This is a genomic window from Streptococcus dentapri (assembly GCF_042649885.1).
GTDB lineage: Bacteria > Bacillota > Bacilli > Lactobacillales > Streptococcaceae > Streptococcus > Streptococcus dentapri.
The window spans coordinates 1-19,742 of the sequence record NZ_JBHSAC010000013.1 but is presented as its reverse complement, the minus strand read 5'-3'; the positions used below and the strand labels follow the sequence as shown (position 1 = coordinate 19,742).

General features: G+C 42.3%; 19 protein-coding genes and 1 riboswitch. Of the genes, 1 reads left to right on the top strand and 18 read right to left on the bottom strand.

Features of this window, described 5'->3' with window-relative positions:
• The 18 genes from ACFOSE_RS01590 to ACFOSE_RS01505 form a co-directional block, all read right to left on the bottom strand.
• Positions 1–1,201 (bottom strand): YSIRK-type signal peptide-containing protein (locus tag ACFOSE_RS01590; RefSeq protein WP_380429616.1); only part of this gene is annotated, 1,201 nt, incomplete at its 3' end.
• Between the two features lie 386 nt (positions 1,202–1,587).
• Positions 1,588–3,993 carry a phenylalanine--tRNA ligase subunit beta gene (gene pheT, locus ACFOSE_RS01585; protein WP_380429613.1) on the bottom strand — a complete coding sequence of 802 codons (2,406 nt, stop codon included), beginning with the start codon at positions 3,991–3,993 and terminating at the stop codon, positions 1,588–1,590.
• A gap of 137 nt (positions 3,994–4,130) precedes the next feature.
• Positions 4,131–4,658 (bottom strand): GNAT family N-acetyltransferase, encoded by a 528-nt coding sequence (locus ACFOSE_RS01580; RefSeq protein WP_380429611.1) that lies wholly within the window; start codon positions 4,656–4,658, stop codon positions 4,131–4,133.
• A gap of 25 nt (positions 4,659–4,683) precedes the next feature.
• On the bottom strand, positions 4,684–5,727 hold the full coding sequence (gene pheS, locus ACFOSE_RS01575) for a phenylalanine--tRNA ligase subunit alpha (RefSeq protein WP_380429608.1): 1,044 nt from the start codon (positions 5,725–5,727) through the stop codon (positions 4,684–4,686).
• A 327-nt stretch (positions 5,728–6,054) separates the two neighbouring features.
• Positions 6,055–6,912 carry a DNA/RNA non-specific endonuclease gene (locus ACFOSE_RS01570; RefSeq protein ID WP_380429606.1) on the bottom strand — a complete coding sequence of 286 codons (858 nt, stop codon included), beginning with the start codon at positions 6,910–6,912 and terminating at the stop codon, positions 6,055–6,057.
• Positions 6,913–7,118: 206 nt separating this feature from the next.
• On the bottom strand, positions 7,119–8,387 hold the full coding sequence (murA, locus tag ACFOSE_RS01565; protein WP_380429603.1) for a UDP-N-acetylglucosamine 1-carboxyvinyltransferase: 1,269 nt from the start codon (positions 8,385–8,387) through the stop codon (positions 7,119–7,121).
• A gap of 65 nt (positions 8,388–8,452) precedes the next feature.
• Positions 8,453–8,689 carry a DUF1146 family protein gene (locus ACFOSE_RS01560; RefSeq protein WP_380429601.1) on the bottom strand — a complete coding sequence of 79 codons (237 nt, stop codon included), beginning with the start codon at positions 8,687–8,689 and terminating at the stop codon, positions 8,453–8,455.
• Between the two features lie 132 nt (positions 8,690–8,821).
• Positions 8,822–9,241 (bottom strand): F0F1 ATP synthase subunit epsilon, encoded by a 420-nt coding sequence (locus ACFOSE_RS01555; protein ID WP_380429598.1) that lies wholly within the window; start codon positions 9,239–9,241, stop codon positions 8,822–8,824.
• 12 nt (positions 9,242–9,253) lie between these two features.
• Positions 9,254–10,660, bottom strand: coding sequence for a F0F1 ATP synthase subunit beta (gene atpD, locus ACFOSE_RS01550; protein WP_380429595.1), 1,407 nt, complete (start codon positions 10,658–10,660; stop codon positions 9,254–9,256).
• A 60-nt stretch (positions 10,661–10,720) separates the two neighbouring features.
• Complete coding sequence (locus tag ACFOSE_RS01545) at positions 10,721–11,599, bottom strand: F0F1 ATP synthase subunit gamma (RefSeq protein WP_380429592.1); 879 nt, start codon at positions 11,597–11,599, stop codon at positions 10,721–10,723.
• 11 nt (positions 11,600–11,610) lie between these two features.
• Entirely contained in the window at positions 11,611–13,116 is a 1,506-nt protein-coding gene (gene atpA / locus ACFOSE_RS01540; RefSeq protein ID WP_380429589.1) for a F0F1 ATP synthase subunit alpha, read from the bottom strand.
• Positions 13,117–13,131: 15 nt separating this feature from the next.
• Positions 13,132–13,668, bottom strand: a complete 537-nt coding sequence (locus ACFOSE_RS01535) for a F0F1 ATP synthase subunit delta (RefSeq protein ID WP_380429587.1) — start codon at positions 13,666–13,668, stop codon at positions 13,132–13,134.
• On the bottom strand, positions 13,668–14,165 hold the full coding sequence (gene atpF, locus ACFOSE_RS01530; RefSeq protein WP_380429584.1) for a F0F1 ATP synthase subunit B: 498 nt from the start codon (positions 14,163–14,165) through the stop codon (positions 13,668–13,670). The genes ACFOSE_RS01535 and atpF overlap by 1 nt, the downstream gene beginning before the upstream one ends.
• Positions 14,166–14,182: 17 nt before the next feature.
• Positions 14,183–14,896, bottom strand: coding sequence for a F0F1 ATP synthase subunit A (gene atpB, locus ACFOSE_RS01525; RefSeq protein WP_380429581.1), 714 nt, complete (start codon positions 14,894–14,896; stop codon positions 14,183–14,185).
• 38 nt (positions 14,897–14,934) lie between these two features.
• Positions 14,935–15,144, bottom strand: coding sequence for a F0F1 ATP synthase subunit C (locus tag ACFOSE_RS01520; RefSeq protein WP_380429619.1), 210 nt, complete (start codon positions 15,142–15,144; stop codon positions 14,935–14,937).
• 178 nt (positions 15,145–15,322) lie between these two features.
• On the bottom strand, positions 15,323–16,339 hold the full coding sequence (locus ACFOSE_RS01515) for a diacylglycerol kinase family lipid kinase (RefSeq protein WP_380429578.1): 1,017 nt from the start codon (positions 16,337–16,339) through the stop codon (positions 15,323–15,325).
• 9 nt (positions 16,340–16,348) lie between these two features.
• Positions 16,349–18,307, bottom strand: coding sequence for an NAD-dependent DNA ligase LigA (gene ligA, locus ACFOSE_RS01510; protein WP_380429575.1), 1,959 nt, complete (start codon positions 18,305–18,307; stop codon positions 16,349–16,351).
• 67 nt (positions 18,308–18,374) lie between these two features.
• Positions 18,375–18,875, bottom strand: coding sequence for a QueT transporter family protein (locus ACFOSE_RS01505; protein ID WP_380429573.1), 501 nt, complete (start codon positions 18,873–18,875; stop codon positions 18,375–18,377).
• Positions 18,876–18,971, bottom strand: a riboswitch (PreQ1 riboswitch).
• A gap of 230 nt (positions 18,972–19,201) precedes the next feature.
• On the opposite strand from ACFOSE_RS01505, the gene ACFOSE_RS01500 reads away from it, so the two are divergent.
• The gene (locus tag ACFOSE_RS01500; RefSeq protein ID WP_380429570.1) at positions 19,202–19,654 is read left to right on the top strand and encodes a GtrA family protein; all 453 of its coding nucleotides are present in this window, start codon (positions 19,202–19,204) and stop codon (positions 19,652–19,654) included.
• The last annotated feature ends 88 nt before the right edge of the window (positions 19,655–19,742 follow it).

The window sequence follows — 19,742 nt, the reverse complement described above, 5'->3', positions numbered from 1 at the left end:
CATACTGCTCTTTGGCCGCCTGATTAGCGGCATCTGCTGCCGCTTTTTCGGCTACCTTGTTGTCATAGTTGACCTTGTCAGCATCGTATTGAGCCTTATCCGCATCGTACTGCGCCTTATCTTGATTGTATTGAGCAAGATCTGCATCGTATTGGGCTTTCTCAGCGTCATACTGCTCTTTGGCCGCCTGATTAGCGGCATCTGCTGCCGCTTTTTCAGCTACCTTGTTGTCGTAGTTGGCCTTGTCAGCATCGTATTGAGCCTTATCCGCATCGTACTGCGCCTTATCTTGATTGTATTGAGCAAGATCTGCATCGTATTGGGCTTTCTCAGCGTCATACTGCTCTTTGGCCGCCTGATTAGCGGCATCTGCTGCCGCTTTTTCAGCTACCTTGTTGTCGTAGTTGGTCTTATCCGCATCGTATTGAGCCTTATCTTGATTGTACTGGGCAAGAGCTGCTTCATACTCAGCCTTAGCCTGATCATACGCTGCTTTTTCTTGATCATACTTAGCTTTAGCGTCAGCGTTAGCTTTGTCTGCGGCTTCTTTTTCAGCTAGCTTGTTATCGTAGTTGGTCTTATCCGCATCGTATTGAGCCTTATCTTGATTGTACTGGGCAAGAGCTGCTTCATAATCCGCTTTGGCTTGGTTATAAACCGTCAAAGCTGCTTGATATTTAGCGGCTTCTTGCGCATTAAAGGCGTCTGCTTCCGCTTTTTCGGCTACTTTATTGTCATAGTTAGCCTGGTCAATTTCATATTGAGCTTTGTCTGCTTCGTATTGATCTTTAGAGACTTGATAATCAGCGATAGTCGCATTGATTTTATCTGCCTGTGCCTTATTATCAGCTTCCGCAGCTTCAACTGATGGTTGAACTTGACTTTCTGTTTCATTAACTGTCAAGCCTTCTTTCTCGGCAGAGCTTTTAGCGGCTTCTAATTCTGATGATGTTACTTCCTTAACAGTTGTTGTGGTATCTCCTTCTTGAATAACACTGACAACTGTCGTTTGTGTTTCATTAGTATTCTCAATCAACGCAACTGATTGATTAACTGCTGGGCTCTCCTCAGGCACAGCTGACGGGTTAGCTTCCTCCGCCTTAGCTGATGTTCCTACCGCAAGCATAGTTGTCCCTAACAGCACTGAGGCTGCTCCGAAACTATACTTTCTGATAGAAAAACGCTGTGAGTTTTTCCACATAGTAATTTCCTCCCAATTATGGTTGTTTGTGATGTTTTGACACACCTCGTTATATTTTAGCAAAAAATATGTTAAATTTCAATTAATTCTTATGATCAAATTAAGTTTAAGTTTATTTTTAACTTCCGCCTGAAACCTTAGAAGTACAAGTATTTGGAGATGACACAAGAAAAAAGCAGGGACAAAAGTGAACTGACCCCAAAAGTTAGAGAATATATCTAACTTTTGGGGTCAGTTCAAAGTCCTGCCTTTTTGTTTTTTCTCTAGCTTTACCAGATTAACGAAAGGACTGCCTAATCAACAGTGCAAAAGGTATGATGGTAAAATCGAAATTGCAATTTATCACAATTTATCGATTTTTGTTCCACTCTCTTTGGATGATAGAATTAGCGCACCTCTGCACCAACTTCTTGAGTCAGAGCCTTGATAACTTTTTTCATATATTTAGCAACTTCTTCATCGGTGAGGTTGTCATTAGGATTCTGAAAAGTCAAGCTGTAAGCCATAGACTTTTTACCAGTCTGGATATGGCTACCTGCATAGACATCAAAGAGCTTAACGGCTGTCAGCCGTTTAACGTTAGCCGATTGAATAGCTTCAAGAATAGCTTTGTGGCTGACTTCTTGATCAACCAAGAGAGCGACATCACGTGAAACGGCTGGAAATTTGGTAATCTCAGTGACAGGTGGTGTCGGTTGAAGATTGGCTTCCACGGCTGCTAAGTTGATTTCCGCCACATAGGCTTCAGGAATATCATAAGTCTTGGCTGTTTCAGGATGAACCTGACCTATAAAGCCGATAGTTTCACCATTTAGAATGATGCTGGCTGTACGACCTGGGTGCATACTTGCTAGACTCTTGAGAGCTGAGAATTCAACCCGCAAGTTCAGCTTATCAAAGAAAGCTTCGACGATTCCCTTGGCGTAGAAGAAATCAATAGGGGTAGCTGGTGTTTGGAAATCCTTATCCTTAACCAGACCAGTTAAGGCAAAGGCAAAGGTATTGACTTCGTTTGGCAAGTCTTCCTTAGGATTGCCTGCTTGCTCAAAGACCTTACCGATTTCATAGATGGCTAAGTCTGTATTTTTACGAGCAACATTGTAGGCTACTGTGTCCAAGAGACCTGAGACGATATTTTGACGCAGAGCTGAACGTTCAACGCTCATCGGCCACATTAACTCGGTAATATTGCTTGGTGCTAGGGTAAATTCAACTGCTTTTTCAGGCGTTGTCAGAGCATAAGTAATGATTTCTGACAGACCTGCTCCTTCAGCTATTGTACGAACCTTGCGACGCAGTTTTTGGGCAGATGTCAATTCACCAATCGTTCCCGAAGCTTCCGGCAAAGTTGTCGGCAATTTGTCGTAGCCATAAATACGAGCAATTTCTTCCACCAAGTCAGCCTGAATGGCTATATCCCAACGGCGACGTGGTACCGATACTGTAAAGTACTGGCTATCACCAGTCACCGCAAAGTCCAACTTGGCAAAGATTGTTTCGATATCTGCATAGGTCAACTGAGTCCCCAGACGGACATTAACATAATCAAGACTGGTGGAGACCTCTATAGGATCAGTCGGTAGGTCGCCAACTTGTAGATGACCAGCTAAGACTGTACCATTGGCCAATTCTTGCAACATAGCAGCGGCAAAGTCCAGAGCTTCAGTGACGGTTGCATAGTTAATTCCTTTTTCAAAGCGTGACGAACTTTCCGAACGAAGATTGAGACGGTTGCTGGTTTTGCGAATGGACTGACCATCAAAGACAGCTCCTTCTAGTACAACATTTTGTGATTGGCTATCAATTTCAGTAGATTGACCACCCATGACACCGGCGAGGGCAACAGGCTTATCAGCAACTGTGATGACAAGATCTTCTCCTATCAAATCTCGTTCTTCACCATCCAGCGTTACTAGCTTTTCATCGGCACGTGCATTTCTAACAATAATTTTTCGATCCTCAAATTTATCCAAATCAAAGGCATGCATCGGTTGTCCATAGTAGAGGAGTACATAGTTGGTGACATCAACTACATTGTTGATGGGACGGATACCAGCATTCATGAGCAGATTTTGCAACCACTGTGGGCTGGGAGCCACGCTGACATTTTCCACTATACGCGCTTGATAGGTGAACACCTTGTCCGATTCAATGGCGACTTCCAGCTGATCAGCTGCAGCTGGCTCTGATTCTACCACCGTTTTTTTAGGGAAATGGACGGGCTTGCCATAGATAGCAGCCACCTCGTGGGCAACACCGCGCATAGACAAGGCATCAGCCCGATTAGGTGTGATAGATAATTCGATAATTTCATCATCCAAATCAAGGTAAGGAAAGACACTGTCACCGGGCACAGCTGCATCCGGCAGGATGTAGATTCCGTCAGCAAACTCCTTAGGGATGATAGCATCTGATAAACCTAGCTCTTGCAGAGAACAAATCATTCCAAGAGATTCTATGCCACGGATTTTGCCTTTTTTTATCTTGTAGTTGTCCGCTATACGTGCTCCTGGCAGAGCAACAATCACTTTGATACCCTCCTTAATATTTGGGGCACCGCAGACAATCTGACGTGCTTCTTCTTCACCTGTGTCAATTTGACAGAGATGAAGATGGGTTTCAGGTACAACTTCACAGGAGAGTACATGACCTACTACTATTTTTGACAGACCTTCCGCTGGTTTTTCAACACCTTCAACTTCAATACCTGTCGTTGACATCTTTTCAGCAAGTTCAGCTGTTGCTACATCAACATCAACCAACTCTTTTAACCATTTATATGATACAAGCATAATCTAAGTTATCAAGACCTTTAGAGTTTTTCCTCTTTTTGGTCTAGTTCTTCCTTTCATTTTTTAAACAGTACAATTAAAGTTTTGCACTTTCTTTTATCTATTTCTGCTAACTAGGCTCTTATATAAGCACACTGTCAGTCATTTTTGAGTTTTTTTCTCAGGAGCCAGTCCGTATCAACCTTGTCTGGTGATACTTGGAAGGAATGCTGGCCGAATTTCATGAAGCCGTATTTGGCATAGAAATGCTGAGCCTTAAAATTCCTTTCCCAGACCCCTAGCCAAACCCAATCAGCTCCAGATTTTCGGGCTTCCGATAGGGCAAATTCGAAGAGAGCCTTGCCGATACCCAGACCTTGATAAGCCTGCAAGACATAAATTCTCTGGATTTCAAATGCATTTTCAAGCTCTTTTTCAGTCTGAGCAGAGCCTGTATTGGTTTTTAAAAATCCGGCAGGCTTACCATTAATTTCTGCAAGGATATAGGAGGATTCCGGACTGGCTAATTCTTGCGTCAAGACTGACAAATTAAAAGCCTGATCAAAATAGTCCTGCATCTGTTCCTCGGTATTGTCATGGGCAAAGCTTTCACGGAAGGTTTCAATCGAAATCTCCCGCAAAAATTCTACTTGATCTACACCAATTTTCTTTAAAACAAGTGTCAAAACTTACTCCTCCTATTCTAATTACTTATTTAAATTGAGCTGAGAAGCGGACATCTCCTTGGTAGAAATCACGGATATCATTGATACCATAACGAAGCATAGCAATACGTTCCTGACCTAGGCCAAAGGCAAAACCAGAATAGCTTTCCGAATCTACACCAGACATTTCTAGCACGCTTGGATGGACCATACCAGCTCCTAGAATCTCAATCCAGCCAGTCCTCTTGCAGACACTACAGCCAACACCACCACACTTGAAGCAAGACACATCAACCTCAACAGATGGTTCCGTAAATGGGAAATAGGATGGGCGTAGACGAATTTTGCGATCCTCACCAAACATTTTTTGACTGATCATCTGAAGAGTCCCCTTAAGGTCACCCATAGAGATCTCTTTACCGACTACCAGACCTTCGATTTGATGGAATTGGTGCGAGTGAGTGGCATCATCGGTATCACGACGGAAAACACGCCCCGGTGAAATCATCTTAAGCGGTCCCTTGCTGAAATCATGCTGATCCAATGTTCGAGCTTGAACGGGACTAGTATGAGTCCGCAGCAAGATTTCATCGGTGATATAGAAAGTATCCTGCATATCACGCGCTGGGTGATTTTTAGGCAGGTTCATACGTTCAAAGTTATAATAATCGCTTTCTACTTCATAGCCATCAACAACTTGGAAGCCCATGCCCAAGAAAATGTCTTCTAACTCTTCAGACGTTTGAGTCAAGACGTGACGGTTTCCTAGTTTGATCTGACGCCCAGGCAGGGTAACATCGAGACTTTCCGACTCCAGCTGGGCTTGAATTTTGGCCGCTTCAACAATCTTGGCCTGTTCTTCAAAGTCTTTAGTCAACACATCGCGCACTTCATTAACTTGCTTACCAACAACTGGCCGCATCTCATTAGAGAGGTTTTTAAGACCCTTCAATAGCTCTGTCAAAGAGCCCTTCTTACCCAGCACTTGCACACGCAAGTCTTGCAGTTCCTTACTGTGATTGCCGTTCATTTCTTTCAACTTGGCCTGAGTTGATAACTTCAACTCTTCTAACTGTTCACGTAAATCCATTGATCTTCCTTTCAATCTTACTAAGGTCTTTAGCATAATAAAAACAAAAAACGCATGCCTTGCTCCAACCAAGCGGAGCGTTGACACGCGGTACCATCCGTTTTTATCCAGCAAACTGGACCTTAATTCATAAGTCTTTTATATGAGTGAATTCACAAGGCTTTCCTTTAGTGAACTTACAGTCGACGGCTCACATTCCCTTTAAAGTACCACCCAGCTACTGGTCTCATAGACTTCTATTCAATTAGTGTTATTCTATCAAAAAATAAACTATCTGACAAGTTCCTTGCCAATCTTATTTGAGCAAACCACTATTTCACAAGCTACTCAATCCTCAGTAACCCTAATTGCTCCGGTGCTGTAATCAATGTTGAGGCCGTTTTGGACATTTGGGATAAAGACATTGAACTCCAAACTGCCATCGGAAGATTTGGCTTCCAGATGGCTACCACTAGCTAGGAGGTTGTCTCCTTCATAAATGAGAGTCACGCGGTAGCGGACTTTTTTATTTTTGTCCAAGGCTTGACGAATCAGAGTTTCATAATAGTTCTGACCTGTTGAATTTTCGCTGTTGGCTTCATTACTCCAAGCTGTCTGAACAGCTACATTATCTGCATTGCTGGTGGAAGCATCAAAACCTTTGAGGCTTCCAGCTAAAGCATAAGCAATCAGATGACCGCGGTCAATTGCATGGTCATAAGGACCATCCAAATCCGTCACTTGCTGCCAGCCTGCGGGAGTCCATGCAGTAGACCCATTACCAGTATCTTTGCGGTTGCGGTACTGACGGGTCGCCTTGCTCAGGAGGGCATTGGCAACCGTAGGTACTTTTTGCCCTCTAACTACCTTGGTCTGGTTGTTGACATAAGGGGCACTGGCAATCTTAGCATTGAGGTCTGTTTTATTACCAGCTAGAACAAAGGCCCCGGCACTGTTCCACTTGATATCACTTGGTAACTGCTGTTTGACTTCAGCACTCATGACGCTTTCAACCAGCCATTGACTAGGCGCTTCACCGCTTTTACTTGAGTTCTGCTCACCTGTGATCAGGTGAGCAACCTGCTTGATGGGATTGTTATCTGAAATCTGGTTATTGGTCGCAATATATCCCAATAGCAAGACTAGGATTAAACTGAAGAGAGAAAGCAGGGCCTTTTGTTCACGTTTTGTTAATTTTTTCTTCATTCTATAATTCTCTAAAAGAACTCGAAGCAATCTCAAGCCCGAGTCCCTTGCTTATTTCTCTGTAAATTGCACTCATTAATTCCCACTTATCCAATGACAGGACAGCTAGGAGCCTATTACCATCCCTAGGATTGCATAGCCAACCAGCAAGGGCTATTAATAAAATGAGAGACAGCTAATGTCTCTCATAAGACCAACTCGTTTCATTAGCCATTTATCCTTTTAATATCGGCACCCAGAGCTGCCAATTTTTCATGAAATTTATAATAACCACGATCTAAGTGGCTGAGTTCACCAACAGACGTTGTGCCATCGGCAACCATACCAATCAAGATGAGGGCAGCACTAGCACGCAGGTCTGTCGACATGACTTGAGCTCCTTGTAATGGTTGACCACCACGAATCAGAGCGGTATCGCGTAAAATTTCGGAATGTAGACCCATGCGACGCATTTCCTCCAGATGCTGAAAACGATTTTCAAAAACCGTTTCAATCATGGTTGACTCACCATTGACCACAGTCATGAGGGCAGTAAATTGTGCCTGCATATCTGTGGGAAAACCTGGGTGGGGTAGAGTCTTAACTGTAACAGGTTTCAAACGGTTAACATCCGATTTAATACGGATTCCATCACTTTCTTCCGTCACCTCTACACCCATTTCCTGCAGTTTAGAAATCAAGGGACGATTGTGTTCCCAGATTGCTGATTTAATCAAGACATCACCCGAGGTCATGGCTGCCGCCACCATAAAGGTTCCTGCTTCGATACGGTCTTGAACTACATCGTGCTCGGCTCCGTGAAGTTTATCTACGCCATTGATGATCAAGGTTTCAGTCCCAGCACCCCGAATATCTGATCCCATTTTATTAAGGAGAATAGCCAGATCTACAATCTCCGGCTCACGGGCAGCATTTTCAATAATGGTCGTTCCTTGGGCCAAAGTTGCTGCCATCATTAAATTTTGCGTTGCACCAACCGATGGGAAATCCATATAAATATTAGCCCCCTGCAAACCATCCGTTGTCGCCGTGATATCACCACCAACTTGACTAATCTTTGCCCCTAGAGCTTCTAAGCCCTTGAGGTGAAGGTCAATGGGACGGCTACCGATAGTACAGCCACCAGGCATGGAAACCTTGGCATGACCATTGCGAGCAAGAATTGGTCCTAAAACAACGATAGAAGCTCGCATCTGGCTGACATATTCATAAGGTGCTTCGTCTAATAAATCACCTGTTGCATCAACTGTCACCATATTATGATCCTGATCAAAACTCACCTGCACATCAAGTCCTCTAACAACATTATTCATGGTGAAGACATCTGACAAAATCGGAACATTATGCAGAATCGTCTGTCCTTTAGAAGGTAGAATAGTTGCCGCTAATAAAGGCAAAACAGCATTTTTTGCGCCTTCAATCGTTACCTCTCCCTGCAAACGAGTAGAGCCACCTTTGACAATGATTTTATCCATAGTTTATTTCTCCGTTTTTACCAAATGTTTTCCTTATTATAACATAAGATTATAAAAAGTTAGTATTAACGGATTGAGGTAAAAATCGTCATGCTAAGTGAAATCAGTGTCAGAAAGAAATTGCTGACAAGATAACCTAATCCAATACTGAAAAACATAACTAGGAGATTAACAGAGCGCAGATTTTCAATATTGATTTTTAAAATCTTTTCCCAATCTACGAGATTAGTAAGCAGCTGATAGCTCATCAGGATAAAAAAGATATGACAGATGAGCGTGATAAGTGTTTGTAAAATTTCCATGCCCCCATTTTATCACGAAAGTTAGAGATAAGCCAAGCAAGAAATGCTCCCTTTTTCCCATGTTAGATAATGAGAAAAAGGAAGCCATGCTAGCAAAAGACTCTGAAACCAGCTGGTTTCAGAGTCTTAATTTTATTTATTACCAACACTGATACGATTGAGAGCACGGCGCAGAGCAACTTGAGCACGGCGAACATCATCAGATTGATGAGCTTGTTCGGCAGACTTAAGATCTCTTTCGGCACGTTGTTTAGCACGCTCAGCCCGTGAAATATCAATATCACGGTCACGCTCAGCAGAATCCGCTACAATCGTGACTATGTTATCCTTGATTTCAAGAATACCACCATTGACGGCAACCCAGTCCACATGATGTTCATCATCCACACGACGAATTTTCATTTCATGAACCGTCAGAGGAGTAATAGTGTTGATATGGTTAGCTAAAATTCCCATCTCCCCATCTGGTGTCGTCACTGAAATGAAAGTCGCATGGTGGTCATAGCGAATGCCATCAGGCGTTACAATTTGTACGACCATATGTTCGGTCATAGTATCACCTCACTAAAAGCCCATTTGTTTAGCTTTTTCAACAACATCTTCTATAGGACCTACACTACGGAAGGCATCTTCTGGAAGATTATCGTATTTCCCATCAAGGATTTCCTTGAAGCCACGAACCGTCTCAGCAACCGGAACATAAGATCCCGGTTGACCGGTGAATTGTTCTGCAACGTTGAAGTTCTGTGACAGGAAGAATTGGATACGGCGGGCACGTCCAACCAAGACTTTTTCATCATCAGACAATTCATCCATACCGAGGATGGCGATGATATCCTGCAATTCATTATAACGTTGAAGAACACGTTGAACTTCTGTAGCTACTTGATAGTGTTCTTCTCCCACGATTTCTGGAGAAAGGGCACGTGAGCTTGAAGCCAATGGATCAACTGCGGGGTAGATCCCCATTTGTGTCAACTTGCGTTCGAGGTTGGTTGTCGAATCTAAGTGAGCGAATGCTGTCGCTGGCGCTGGATCCGTATAGTCATCGGCCGGTACATAGATAGCCTGAATGGATGTAACCGAACCTTTTTTAGTTGAAGTAATCCGTTCCTGCAGTTGTCCCATTTCCGTAGCCAGAGTTGGTTGATAACCAACGGCTGATGGCATACGACCAAGCAAAGCAGAAACTTCTGAACCGGCTTGGGTGAAACGGAAGATATTATCGATGAACAAAAGCACGTCCTGACCTTCAACATCACGGAAATACTCTGCCAAGGTCAAACCAGTCAGAGCAACACGCATCCGTGCTCCTGGTGGTTCATTCATCTGACCAAAGACCATTGCAGTCTTATTAATAACGCCAGATTCCTTCATTTCCCAGTAGAGGTCATTCCCTTCACGGGTACGTTCCCCAACACCGGTAAAGACTGAGATGCCACCATGTTCTTGCGCAATGTTGTGGATTAATTCCTGAATCAAAACAGTTTTACCGACTCCGGCACCACCGAAGAGGCCGACCTTACCACCTTTAAGATAAGGGGCCAATAGGTCGATAACCTTAATCCCTGTTTCTAGGATTTCTGATGAGGTTAATAATTCATCAAAGCTAGGAGCTTTTTTATGAATGGGTTCACGTTCCACATCTGCAGCAAAGGGCTCACCAAGGTCAATAGCATCTCCAAGTACGTTGAATACACGACCGAGTGTCTCTTTACCAACCGGCACGCTGATAGGGCGACCAGTATCCAGAACTTCTAGTCCACGCGTAAGCCCATCAGTTGATTCCATAGCGATGGTGCGTACGACACCATCACCCAATTCAAGGACAACTTCGAGCACAATTCTTTCTTTTTTATCGCTATCTTTATACACGACCAATGCATTGTTTATCTCAGGAAGTTTATCCCCGCTAGCAAACTTAACATCTACAACTGGGCCAACAACCTGAGCAATTTTGCCTGAGCTCATTTCCTTCTCCTTTATTTATTTAGCAAAGTCTTGCTAGTTATTTCAAATGGTCACTCACCCTTATTCAAGAGCATTTGCACCACCTACAATTTCAGTAATTTCCTGAGTGATTGCCGCTTGACGCGCACGATTATACTGAATCGTTAAATCATTGATTACATTTTTCGAATTATCCGTCGCTGTCTGCATGGCTGTCATCCCAGCAGCGTGTTCTGCTGTTTTAGCATCAATGATTGCTCCGTAAATCAGACTTTCTGTATATTGCGGTAGTAATTGCTCAAGGATGCTAGCACGATCAGGTTCTAATTCAAAGACCAATGATGCTTCTTCTTTAGATTCATTGACATCAAGATCAACAATTGGAAGCATCTGCTCTACCCGAACCTGACTAGTCAAGCTATTGACATGGTGGTTGTAACAAACGTAGAGTTCATCAAAGAGTTCTTCTTTGTACATATCTACAGATTGCGAAATAATCTCTGACACTTGTTCAAAGGTCGGCTGATCCTCCAGACCACGCAATTCAAAAGCTAGATCGATACCACGGGCATGGAAGAAATCAGACCCCACACCTCCGATAGAGATGATAGCATAATCATCCTTGTCGGCATGATAATCCTCAATCAAATCAATAACGGCCTTGAGAATTTTAGCATTATAACCACCAACTAGCCCTTTGTCGGAGGTAACCACAATGTAACCTGTGCGCTTGACGGGACGCGAAGCCAACATGGGATTATCTGTTCCGTTAGTTAATTCGGTATGGAGCAGATCCGTTGTAATTTGACGAATCTTTGAAGCGTAGACTTGAAAGTCCTTGTCTGCTTGTTCGGACTTGGTCAGTTTTGCGGCAGATACCATTTGCATGGCACTCGTAATCTTACTGGTTTTTTCCGTTGAGACAATTCTTGTCTTGATTTCACTTAGAGAACCTGCCATAAGTCTCCCCCTTATTCAAATGATGATTGATCCTTGAAGGCTTGAATAGCAGCATCTAAAACTGCTTCTTCAGGAAGGTCCTTAGTCGTGCGAATGGTTTCTAAGATATCAGCATAATGAACATCAAAATAAGCATACATATCTTGTTCAAAAGAAAGAATATCATTAACTGGAACACTGTCTAGGAAACCGTGAGTCAAAGCATAAAGAATCAATACTTGTTTTTCAACTGGAATTGGTTGATGAACAGGTTGTTTCAAGACTTCAACCGTACGACGACCACGATTTAACTTAGATTGAGTTGCTTCATCAAGATCTGAGCCAAATTGTGTAAAAGCTTCAAGTTCACGATAGGAAGCTAGGTCTAAACGCAGGGTTCCAGCAACCTTTTTCATAGCCTTGATTTGTGCAGCTCCACCCACACGAGAAACAGATGAACCCGCATCAATCGCTGGGCGAATACCAGAGTTGAAGAGATTTTCTTGCAAGAAGATTTGACCATCTGTAATGGAGATAACGTTGGTTGCAATATAAGCTGAGATATCGCCGGCCTGAGTTTCAATGAAAGGCAGGGCTGTAATAGAGCCACCGCCGAGATCATCCGAAACCTTAGCTGAACGTTCAAGCAAACGACTGTGCAGATAGAAAACATCCCCTGGGTAGGCTTCACGTCCTGGTGGACGACGAAGAAGCAAGGAGAGCTCACGGTAAGCAACAGCTTGTTTAGATAAATCATCATAGACGATCAAAACATGCTTACCATTATACATGAACTCTTCAGCTATTGCGACACCCGCATAAGGAGCAATGTAAAGTAAAGGTGATGGCTGCGAAGCCGATGCTGTAACAACAATGGTATAATCAAGGGCACCATACTTGCGCAATGTTTCAACTTGTGTACGAACTGTTGACTCTTTTTGACCAATAGCCACATAGATACAAATCATATCTTGACCCTTTTGGTTCAAGATAGTATCAATGGCGATGGAAGTTTTACCGGTTTGACGGTCACCAATAATCAGTTCACGCTGACCGCGACCAATTGGTACCAAGGCATCAATAGCCTTAATCCCTGTTTGCAAGGGTTCAGAAACGGATTTACGCTGCATAACACCTGGAGCCGGTATTTCAACTGGACGCACGCTGCTAGCATTGAGATCCCCCAAGCCATCAACTGGCTGGCCGAGAGGATTAACCACACGACCAATCAATTCTGGTCCTGCCGGAACTTCCATAATCTTACCGGTACGTTTGACAGTATCACCTTCTATGATTTCTGAGAAATCACCAAGGATAATAATACCAACATCGTTTGACTCCAAGTTTTGAGCCATACCATAAGAACCATTTTGAAATTCAAGCAACTCACCCGCCATGACATTGTCAAGCCCACGAGCACGGGCGATACCATCACCGATATAGGTTACTACTCCTGTTTCTGTGACATCAAAATTTGGCTGGAAGTCTTCAATTTGCTTTTTAATTAAAGCGCTAATTTCTTGTGCATTAATTGCCAAAAGTCACACCACTTTCTATTTAAAATTATTTTTTAATTGTTGTAATTGACTGCGAATACTGGCGTCAATTATCTGATTATTCGCTTCAATGATAAAGCCGCCGATGATTGACTGATCAATATCTTCGACAATGTCCTGAGCTCTGATTTCAAACTTTCGATTAGCTAAATCCAAGACACGTTCCTTCTGCTGATCACTGAGTGCGACGGCTGAGGTCACGGTCAGAGGAAATTCGCGGGTTGCTTGAATTAGTTTATGTTGAACCGCCTTAAAAATTGGTTCAATCAGGCTCTCACGTTCATTTTGCAAAATGATCTCAAAAAAATTTTTCAGATAATCTGAACTAGACGCTTGAAATAACCTAACGACTTTTACTTTATCATCACGAGCAATCGCCAGACTTGACAGATAAGTGCTGAGAGAGTTCTCTTCAAAAACTGACAAGCAGATTGAGATTTCATCTTGAATCTCAGATACCAAGCCTTTTTCAAGTACAACTTGAGCTAGACTGTCAGCGTATTGCTCAATTACAGCTTGTAGTTTACGATCCATTAGGCATCTCCTAACTGATCAAGATATTGATCGATCAAATCAGATTGAGTTGACTTGTCTAAATTTTTGGTCATAATTTTTTCAGCCAACAAGACAGTCAAATCGGCTACTTCTCCCTTCACACTAGAAAGAGCTTCTGCCTTATTTTGAGCAATATCTTGGTTGGCTTTTTCAATCAATCGGTTCACTTCGGCACGAGCGTCTGTAATGATTTGAGCTCCTTGTGCATCTCCGATTTCTTTAGCATTATCAATGATTTTAGCGGCATCATCTTTAGCAACACTAAGTTCTTCTTGGCGTTTTTGCGCTAGAGCCTCAGCCTGCTTACGAGCATTTTCTGCACCGTCGATATCTTTGGTAATTTTTTCTTCACGTGCTTTAAAAATGCCTGTGATTTGTTTCCAAGCGAATATTCGAATGAGAACAAGTAAGAGAATAAATGAACCCGTGACGATAATAATATTACCCAGACTTGTACTGTTAATGAGTGTACTCATGTTTCATTTCTCCTTTCTTATTCTTTCTCATTATTAACATTACCACCAATATAGGTTGTTGTTAAAAGTAGAAAAACATAGGCTTGAACGGCCGATATGAAGATTGAAAATCCTATCCAAACTACATTCAGGGCAATAGCAACTGGCGTAGCAGTTGGGCTGAAATGAGCTAGACTCAACAGCAATGATACGACAATTTCACCTGCGTAAATATTACCGTACAAACGCAATGTCAATGAAATGATATTGGTAAATTGTTCCAAAATATTCATCGGTAACATAAAAGGTATTGGATCAATGTAACTTTTTAAGTAGCTTTTTAGGCCATTTTTACGAACACCTTCAAAGTGAACAATTACAGCAACTATTAAGGCTAGGCCAAAATCATAAGCCACATTTGAGGTGGGAGAAGTCCAGAGATTGTAATCATGGAGTTCTAATTTTGTTAAAAGGCCAACATTATTGGCAATGAGAAGAAAAAAGAAAAGCGCGAATGAAAGCAGACTGTAGTTGGACGTGTATTTGCCAAGTTTTGGTTGAATAATACCTTGAACAAATTCATAGGCAAACTCTAAAACATTCTGTTTCCCCTTGGGTTTCATCTTCATATTGCGACTAGCCCAAAAAATAAATACAAATGCAATCAAAACCGTCAAGAGAGACATAGCAAGAATAGTTAAATCAAAGTCAATACCTAGAAAGTGTACTATTGGATTTTCTGTTGTTTCCAACCTCATCCCTCCTTCTTTTCACTTAGTAGCTTTCTATCTTACTGAGTTGTTACAAAGAAGGTTGAAGCAAGAAGTACGAAGAAAGTACCTTCGATAAAAGCAACGCCCAAAATCATGAGGGTTTGCAATTTACCGTACATTTCTGGTTGACGCGCAGCAGATTTTGCAATATTGGCTACCAAAATTCCTTCACCAAGGCTAACGCCCATAACCGCAATACCGAGTGATAAAATAGCTAAATTCATAATAGAATGCTCCTTTAAATTTTTTTACTACGTCATTTTAGTCCTATTTTCTGTGAAAGTCAATGATTACAAGGAAATATAAATTTTTTCTGAAAACACTGTTGACTTTTACTGACTTTAAATACAACGGTATCGAAGGGATTTATTTAAGGTTTTGAAAAAGAAAAAAGCAGACTGCAATCTACTTCTCTTCTTGATCAAATTCATCAACCTCATGTGAAAATTTCTGAGCGATAGCTTCCAGAGCCAATTCTTGAGCATCCAGCTCAAGAGCATCATCTGAAATTTCATCAGTATCAGCATAAAAGGAGATATGGTTTTTAAGATTTTCCAAGATGATTGGAGCATCACCACCGTATTCGCCATCAAGATTAATCATCATGCGTTCATCGGTTAAAGGTTCAATGACAATCTTGCTGGTCTTGATATAGTCAATATGTTTATCACCAATATGCTTACCCCCTTGGAGAAGTTTTCTGACTAGGTGGGCAATATCAATCAAATTGGCCGTTTTGACAATAATCAGAGTGAATTGACCATCATCAAGTTTGGCATCAGGTGCAATGGTTTCAAAACCACCAACCGAATTGGTGATAGCCGCAAAGATGAGTGAAGCCCCACCTTCAAAGACGCCTTCATCATGGGTGATGCGAACCGGTGCTTTTCTAACACGCGGCAGCAATTCAACTCCCTTAGCCAAATAAGCTAGATAACCAAACATGGTTTTTAATTGACTGGGAACACTGTAAGTTAGCTCAGTCAGAGTACCAGCTGCAGCGATATTGATAAAGTAGACATTGCTGTGCGCTCGGCCGATATCCATTTGGATAATTTGATTTTTACCAATAATCTGAGCTGCCTTAATCGGATTGCCCCGCGGAATTTTCAGAGCACGCGCTAGATCATTGGTTGTTCCCGTTGGTATAATTGCCATTTGAGGGCGGTGTTCAAGAGGAGCAATACCATTGACAACCTCATTGATTGTACCATCGCCACCCGCAGCGATAACCAAATCAAAACCAACCTGGGCTGCTCGAGCCGCTTCGTTTTTTGCAGAATCAGGCTCAGGTGTAGTTTGAAAGGCTGACGTTTCAAAGCCAAAACCTTCTAAAATATCAAGAACCTGAGCTACATTTTTTTTCATGATTTCTTGACCTGAAGTCGGATTATAAATCAGGCGGGCACGTTTTTGAGCCATTTTCTTCTCCTATAAATTTGCCAACCATTCTTCTGTTTGAATGGTAATTCCTAATTCCTGGGCCTTGGCCAGTTTTAAGCCCGCATCTTCACCAGCGACAACAATATCGGTTTTCTTGGAAACCGAACTGGTCACCTTAGCACCTAAGCTCTCCAATTTTTCCTTGGCCTGACCGCGCTTAAGGCTGGTCAACTTTCCAGTAAGGACAACTGTCATCCCAGATAGGGCAGCATGGGCCGAAGCTCGTTTGCCTAAATAGGTAAAGTTGAGGCCAGCCTGACGTAGCTCCTCAATCAGTTGCTTGGCACCCGCTGTTGCAAAATAATCTTTCAGAGATTGGGCAAGAACATTGCCCAATCCCTCAATGTCAGCAATTTCCTCAGTATCTGCCTGCATGAGCTGGTCTAAATCAGCAAACTTCTCCAAGAGAAGTTTGCTGGCCTTACTCCCGACATGGCGGATACCCAAGCCAAACAAGAGCTTGTCCGCCGAATTTTCTTTAGAAGCTGAGAGAGCCTGATGGAGTTTCTGAGCCGATTTTTCTTTGAACCCTTCTAGGGTCAAGAGTTGCTCCACAGTGAGCTGATAAAGATCAGCAACATCTTCAACCAAACCTGCATCGTAGACCTTGTCAATATTAGAAGGCCCGAGCCCCGTAATATTCATCGCATCGCGACTAGCAAAGTGAATCAATCTTTCCTTCAACTGCGCAGGGCAGCGAGGATTAACACAGCGCAGGGCAACTTCATCTTCATAATGCACCAAAGGTGTTTGACAAGACGGACACTTATCTGGAATAGGCATGATCGGCTGCTGCTTGCGTTTTTCCAAGATAACATTGAGCACTGCAGGTATAATGTCGCCTGCCTTGTAGACTAAAACAGTATCACCAATGCGGATATCCTTTTCGGCAATATAATCAACATTGTGTAAGGTCGCGCGACTAACAGTAGTTCCTGCTAGCTGAACAGGAGTTAGATTAGCTGTCGGTGTTACAACACCTGTCCGACCGACCGTCCAATCTACCGAAAGGATCTCCGCTTCTTTTTCCTCAGCAGGAAATTTGTAAGCGATGGCCCAACGGGGAGCCTTGACAGTGAAGCCCAGTTCTTCTTGCATAGCCAGACTGTTGACTTTGATAACAATACCATCGATATCATAGGCTAGATTGTCGCGCTCAGTCTGGACCGATTGAATAAAGTCCCAAATCTCATCCATAGATGAAGTCACAATACGACGGGAATTGACCGTAAAACCCAGATCCGCAAAGCCTTCTAAGACTGCTTCTTGGCTGGTGAAGCCCGTTTCGCCCGCTTCTTGGTAGATGAAAGTTGCAAGATTTCGCTCAGCAACAACAGCTGTATCTAGCTGACGCAGTGTTCCTGCAGCAGCGTTGCGGGGATTGGCAAATTCGGTCTGACCATTTTCACGACGCTTATCGTTAATAGCTGCAAAAGAGGCTTTGGGTAAATAAGCTTCACCTCGAACTGTCAAAGTCTGTCGATCGGGCAAGCTCAAAGGAATATCTTTGATGCGCTTGAGATTCTCTGTGATATTTTCACCGATTGTCCCATCACCGCGCGTGGCACCAACCACTAGCTGACCATCACGATAAGTAAGGGAAATTGAGAGACCATCAATTTTGAGCTCAGCCAAGTAAGAGGCTTGAGGAAATTCTGTTTTGACGCGACGGTCAAAATCATCTAATTCTGATCGCGAAAAAGCATCCTGCAAAGAAAAAAGCGGATACTCATGCTGGTACTTCTCAAAACCATCTAAAACCAAGCCTCCAACACGATGGGTAGGACTATCAGCCTCTACTAAATCGGGATGGGCCTTCTCTAATTCTACCAACTCACGATAAAGTTTATCATATTGGGCATCTGAAACACTGGGGTTGTCCTTGGTATAATATTCGCTGGCATAGCGATTTAAAAGAGCAACCAGTTCTTTTATACGTTCTTTCATGTCACTATTATAGCACGAAATAGGCTGAGTATTAAGAGAAAAAGCCTTCGAAAGAAGACTTTTATCCTTATTGAGTAAGATTGATGCGCTGCCCCAAAAGATTGATGAGATAGCCTCCAATCAACAGAGAAGCCAACTCACCAACAGCTGTTGTAAACCAAGTGATAAAGAAAGGTGCATGAGAAACGATAGCTAGTTCTGCTGCAATCACAAACATGCTAGCAGCGAAAAAGAAACTGAAGAAGAAAAAGGCCTTATTGTAACCCAGAATGGTCTGCTGCTGATACTTTTTAAAGAACCAAACACCCAGACTGACAAAAATCAAGGTTTGACCGCCGCCCACAAATACATCAAGGAGATCATAACTATAAAGATTGGCAATCATACAGCCCAAAGTCAGTCCAATAATGTATTTAACTTTATAAAAGCCCAAAAAATTTAGCATTTCGGATAGGCGAAACTGATAAGGACCATAACTAATCAAGTTAAAGGGTGGTAGCGCTGTAAAAATGGCATAGAGCGCAGCCACGAGAGCAATCTGAACTAAATCACGTACAGTAAATGTCATAATTATTTCTCCTTTGGTGGTTAACCACGTTTAATATGCTTGGTGAAAGGATTGTAAGCACCAAGGACTGTTAAATAACCAATCCAGTATAGCACAAGTACGGTAAAAAAAGAAGATGGACTAGCTAACAATTTGGACACTATCAGCTTATCTCAAAAAAGTGATGAAAATTTTTCAAAATATCTTTTGTAATGATCCATTACATATGAATAGCTTCAATGTAATAGGCATTCTGGTGGATTATCTATTAAAGGGAATGATATACTCAAAAATCGATTTTTGCTCAGCCTAGCTTATTCCAAAAATTTATGTTAAAGTTATTTATTATGAAAAAAATTAAATCACTCATTATCTTTGCTTGGAATAACGAAGCCCTTAAATACCTCTTTTTTGGCGGTTTAACGACCCTTGTTTACCTCATTAGTCGGATTACTATTTTTTATCTGACCGAGCTGCCTGAGCTATCAACCGTAACTGCTAACGCAATCGCTCTACTTTTTGCCTTTTTCACCAACGATATCTGGGTTTTCAATCAGAAGCGTTCGGGCTGGTTCAAGCGCTTTATTAAATTTACCTCTGCAAGATTGACTACCCTAGTACTAGACTTTGCTATGACATGGTTTTTTGTTAAGACATATCCGCATATCGTCGGACAATTTGTCAACGATGATATCCATTTGGTCGATACCATTGTTGGTTTGGTTAGCCAAGTCCTCATTATTCTGCTCAACTATATCTTTAGTAAATTGTTTGTATTTGACAATAGTAAAAAAGCTTGAAACCTAAGGTTTCAAGCTTCAGACTGAAGACAAAGCTCTTGGAATTGCATTTCTAAGAGCTTTTTGCTCTGTTTAGGAGTATACTAAA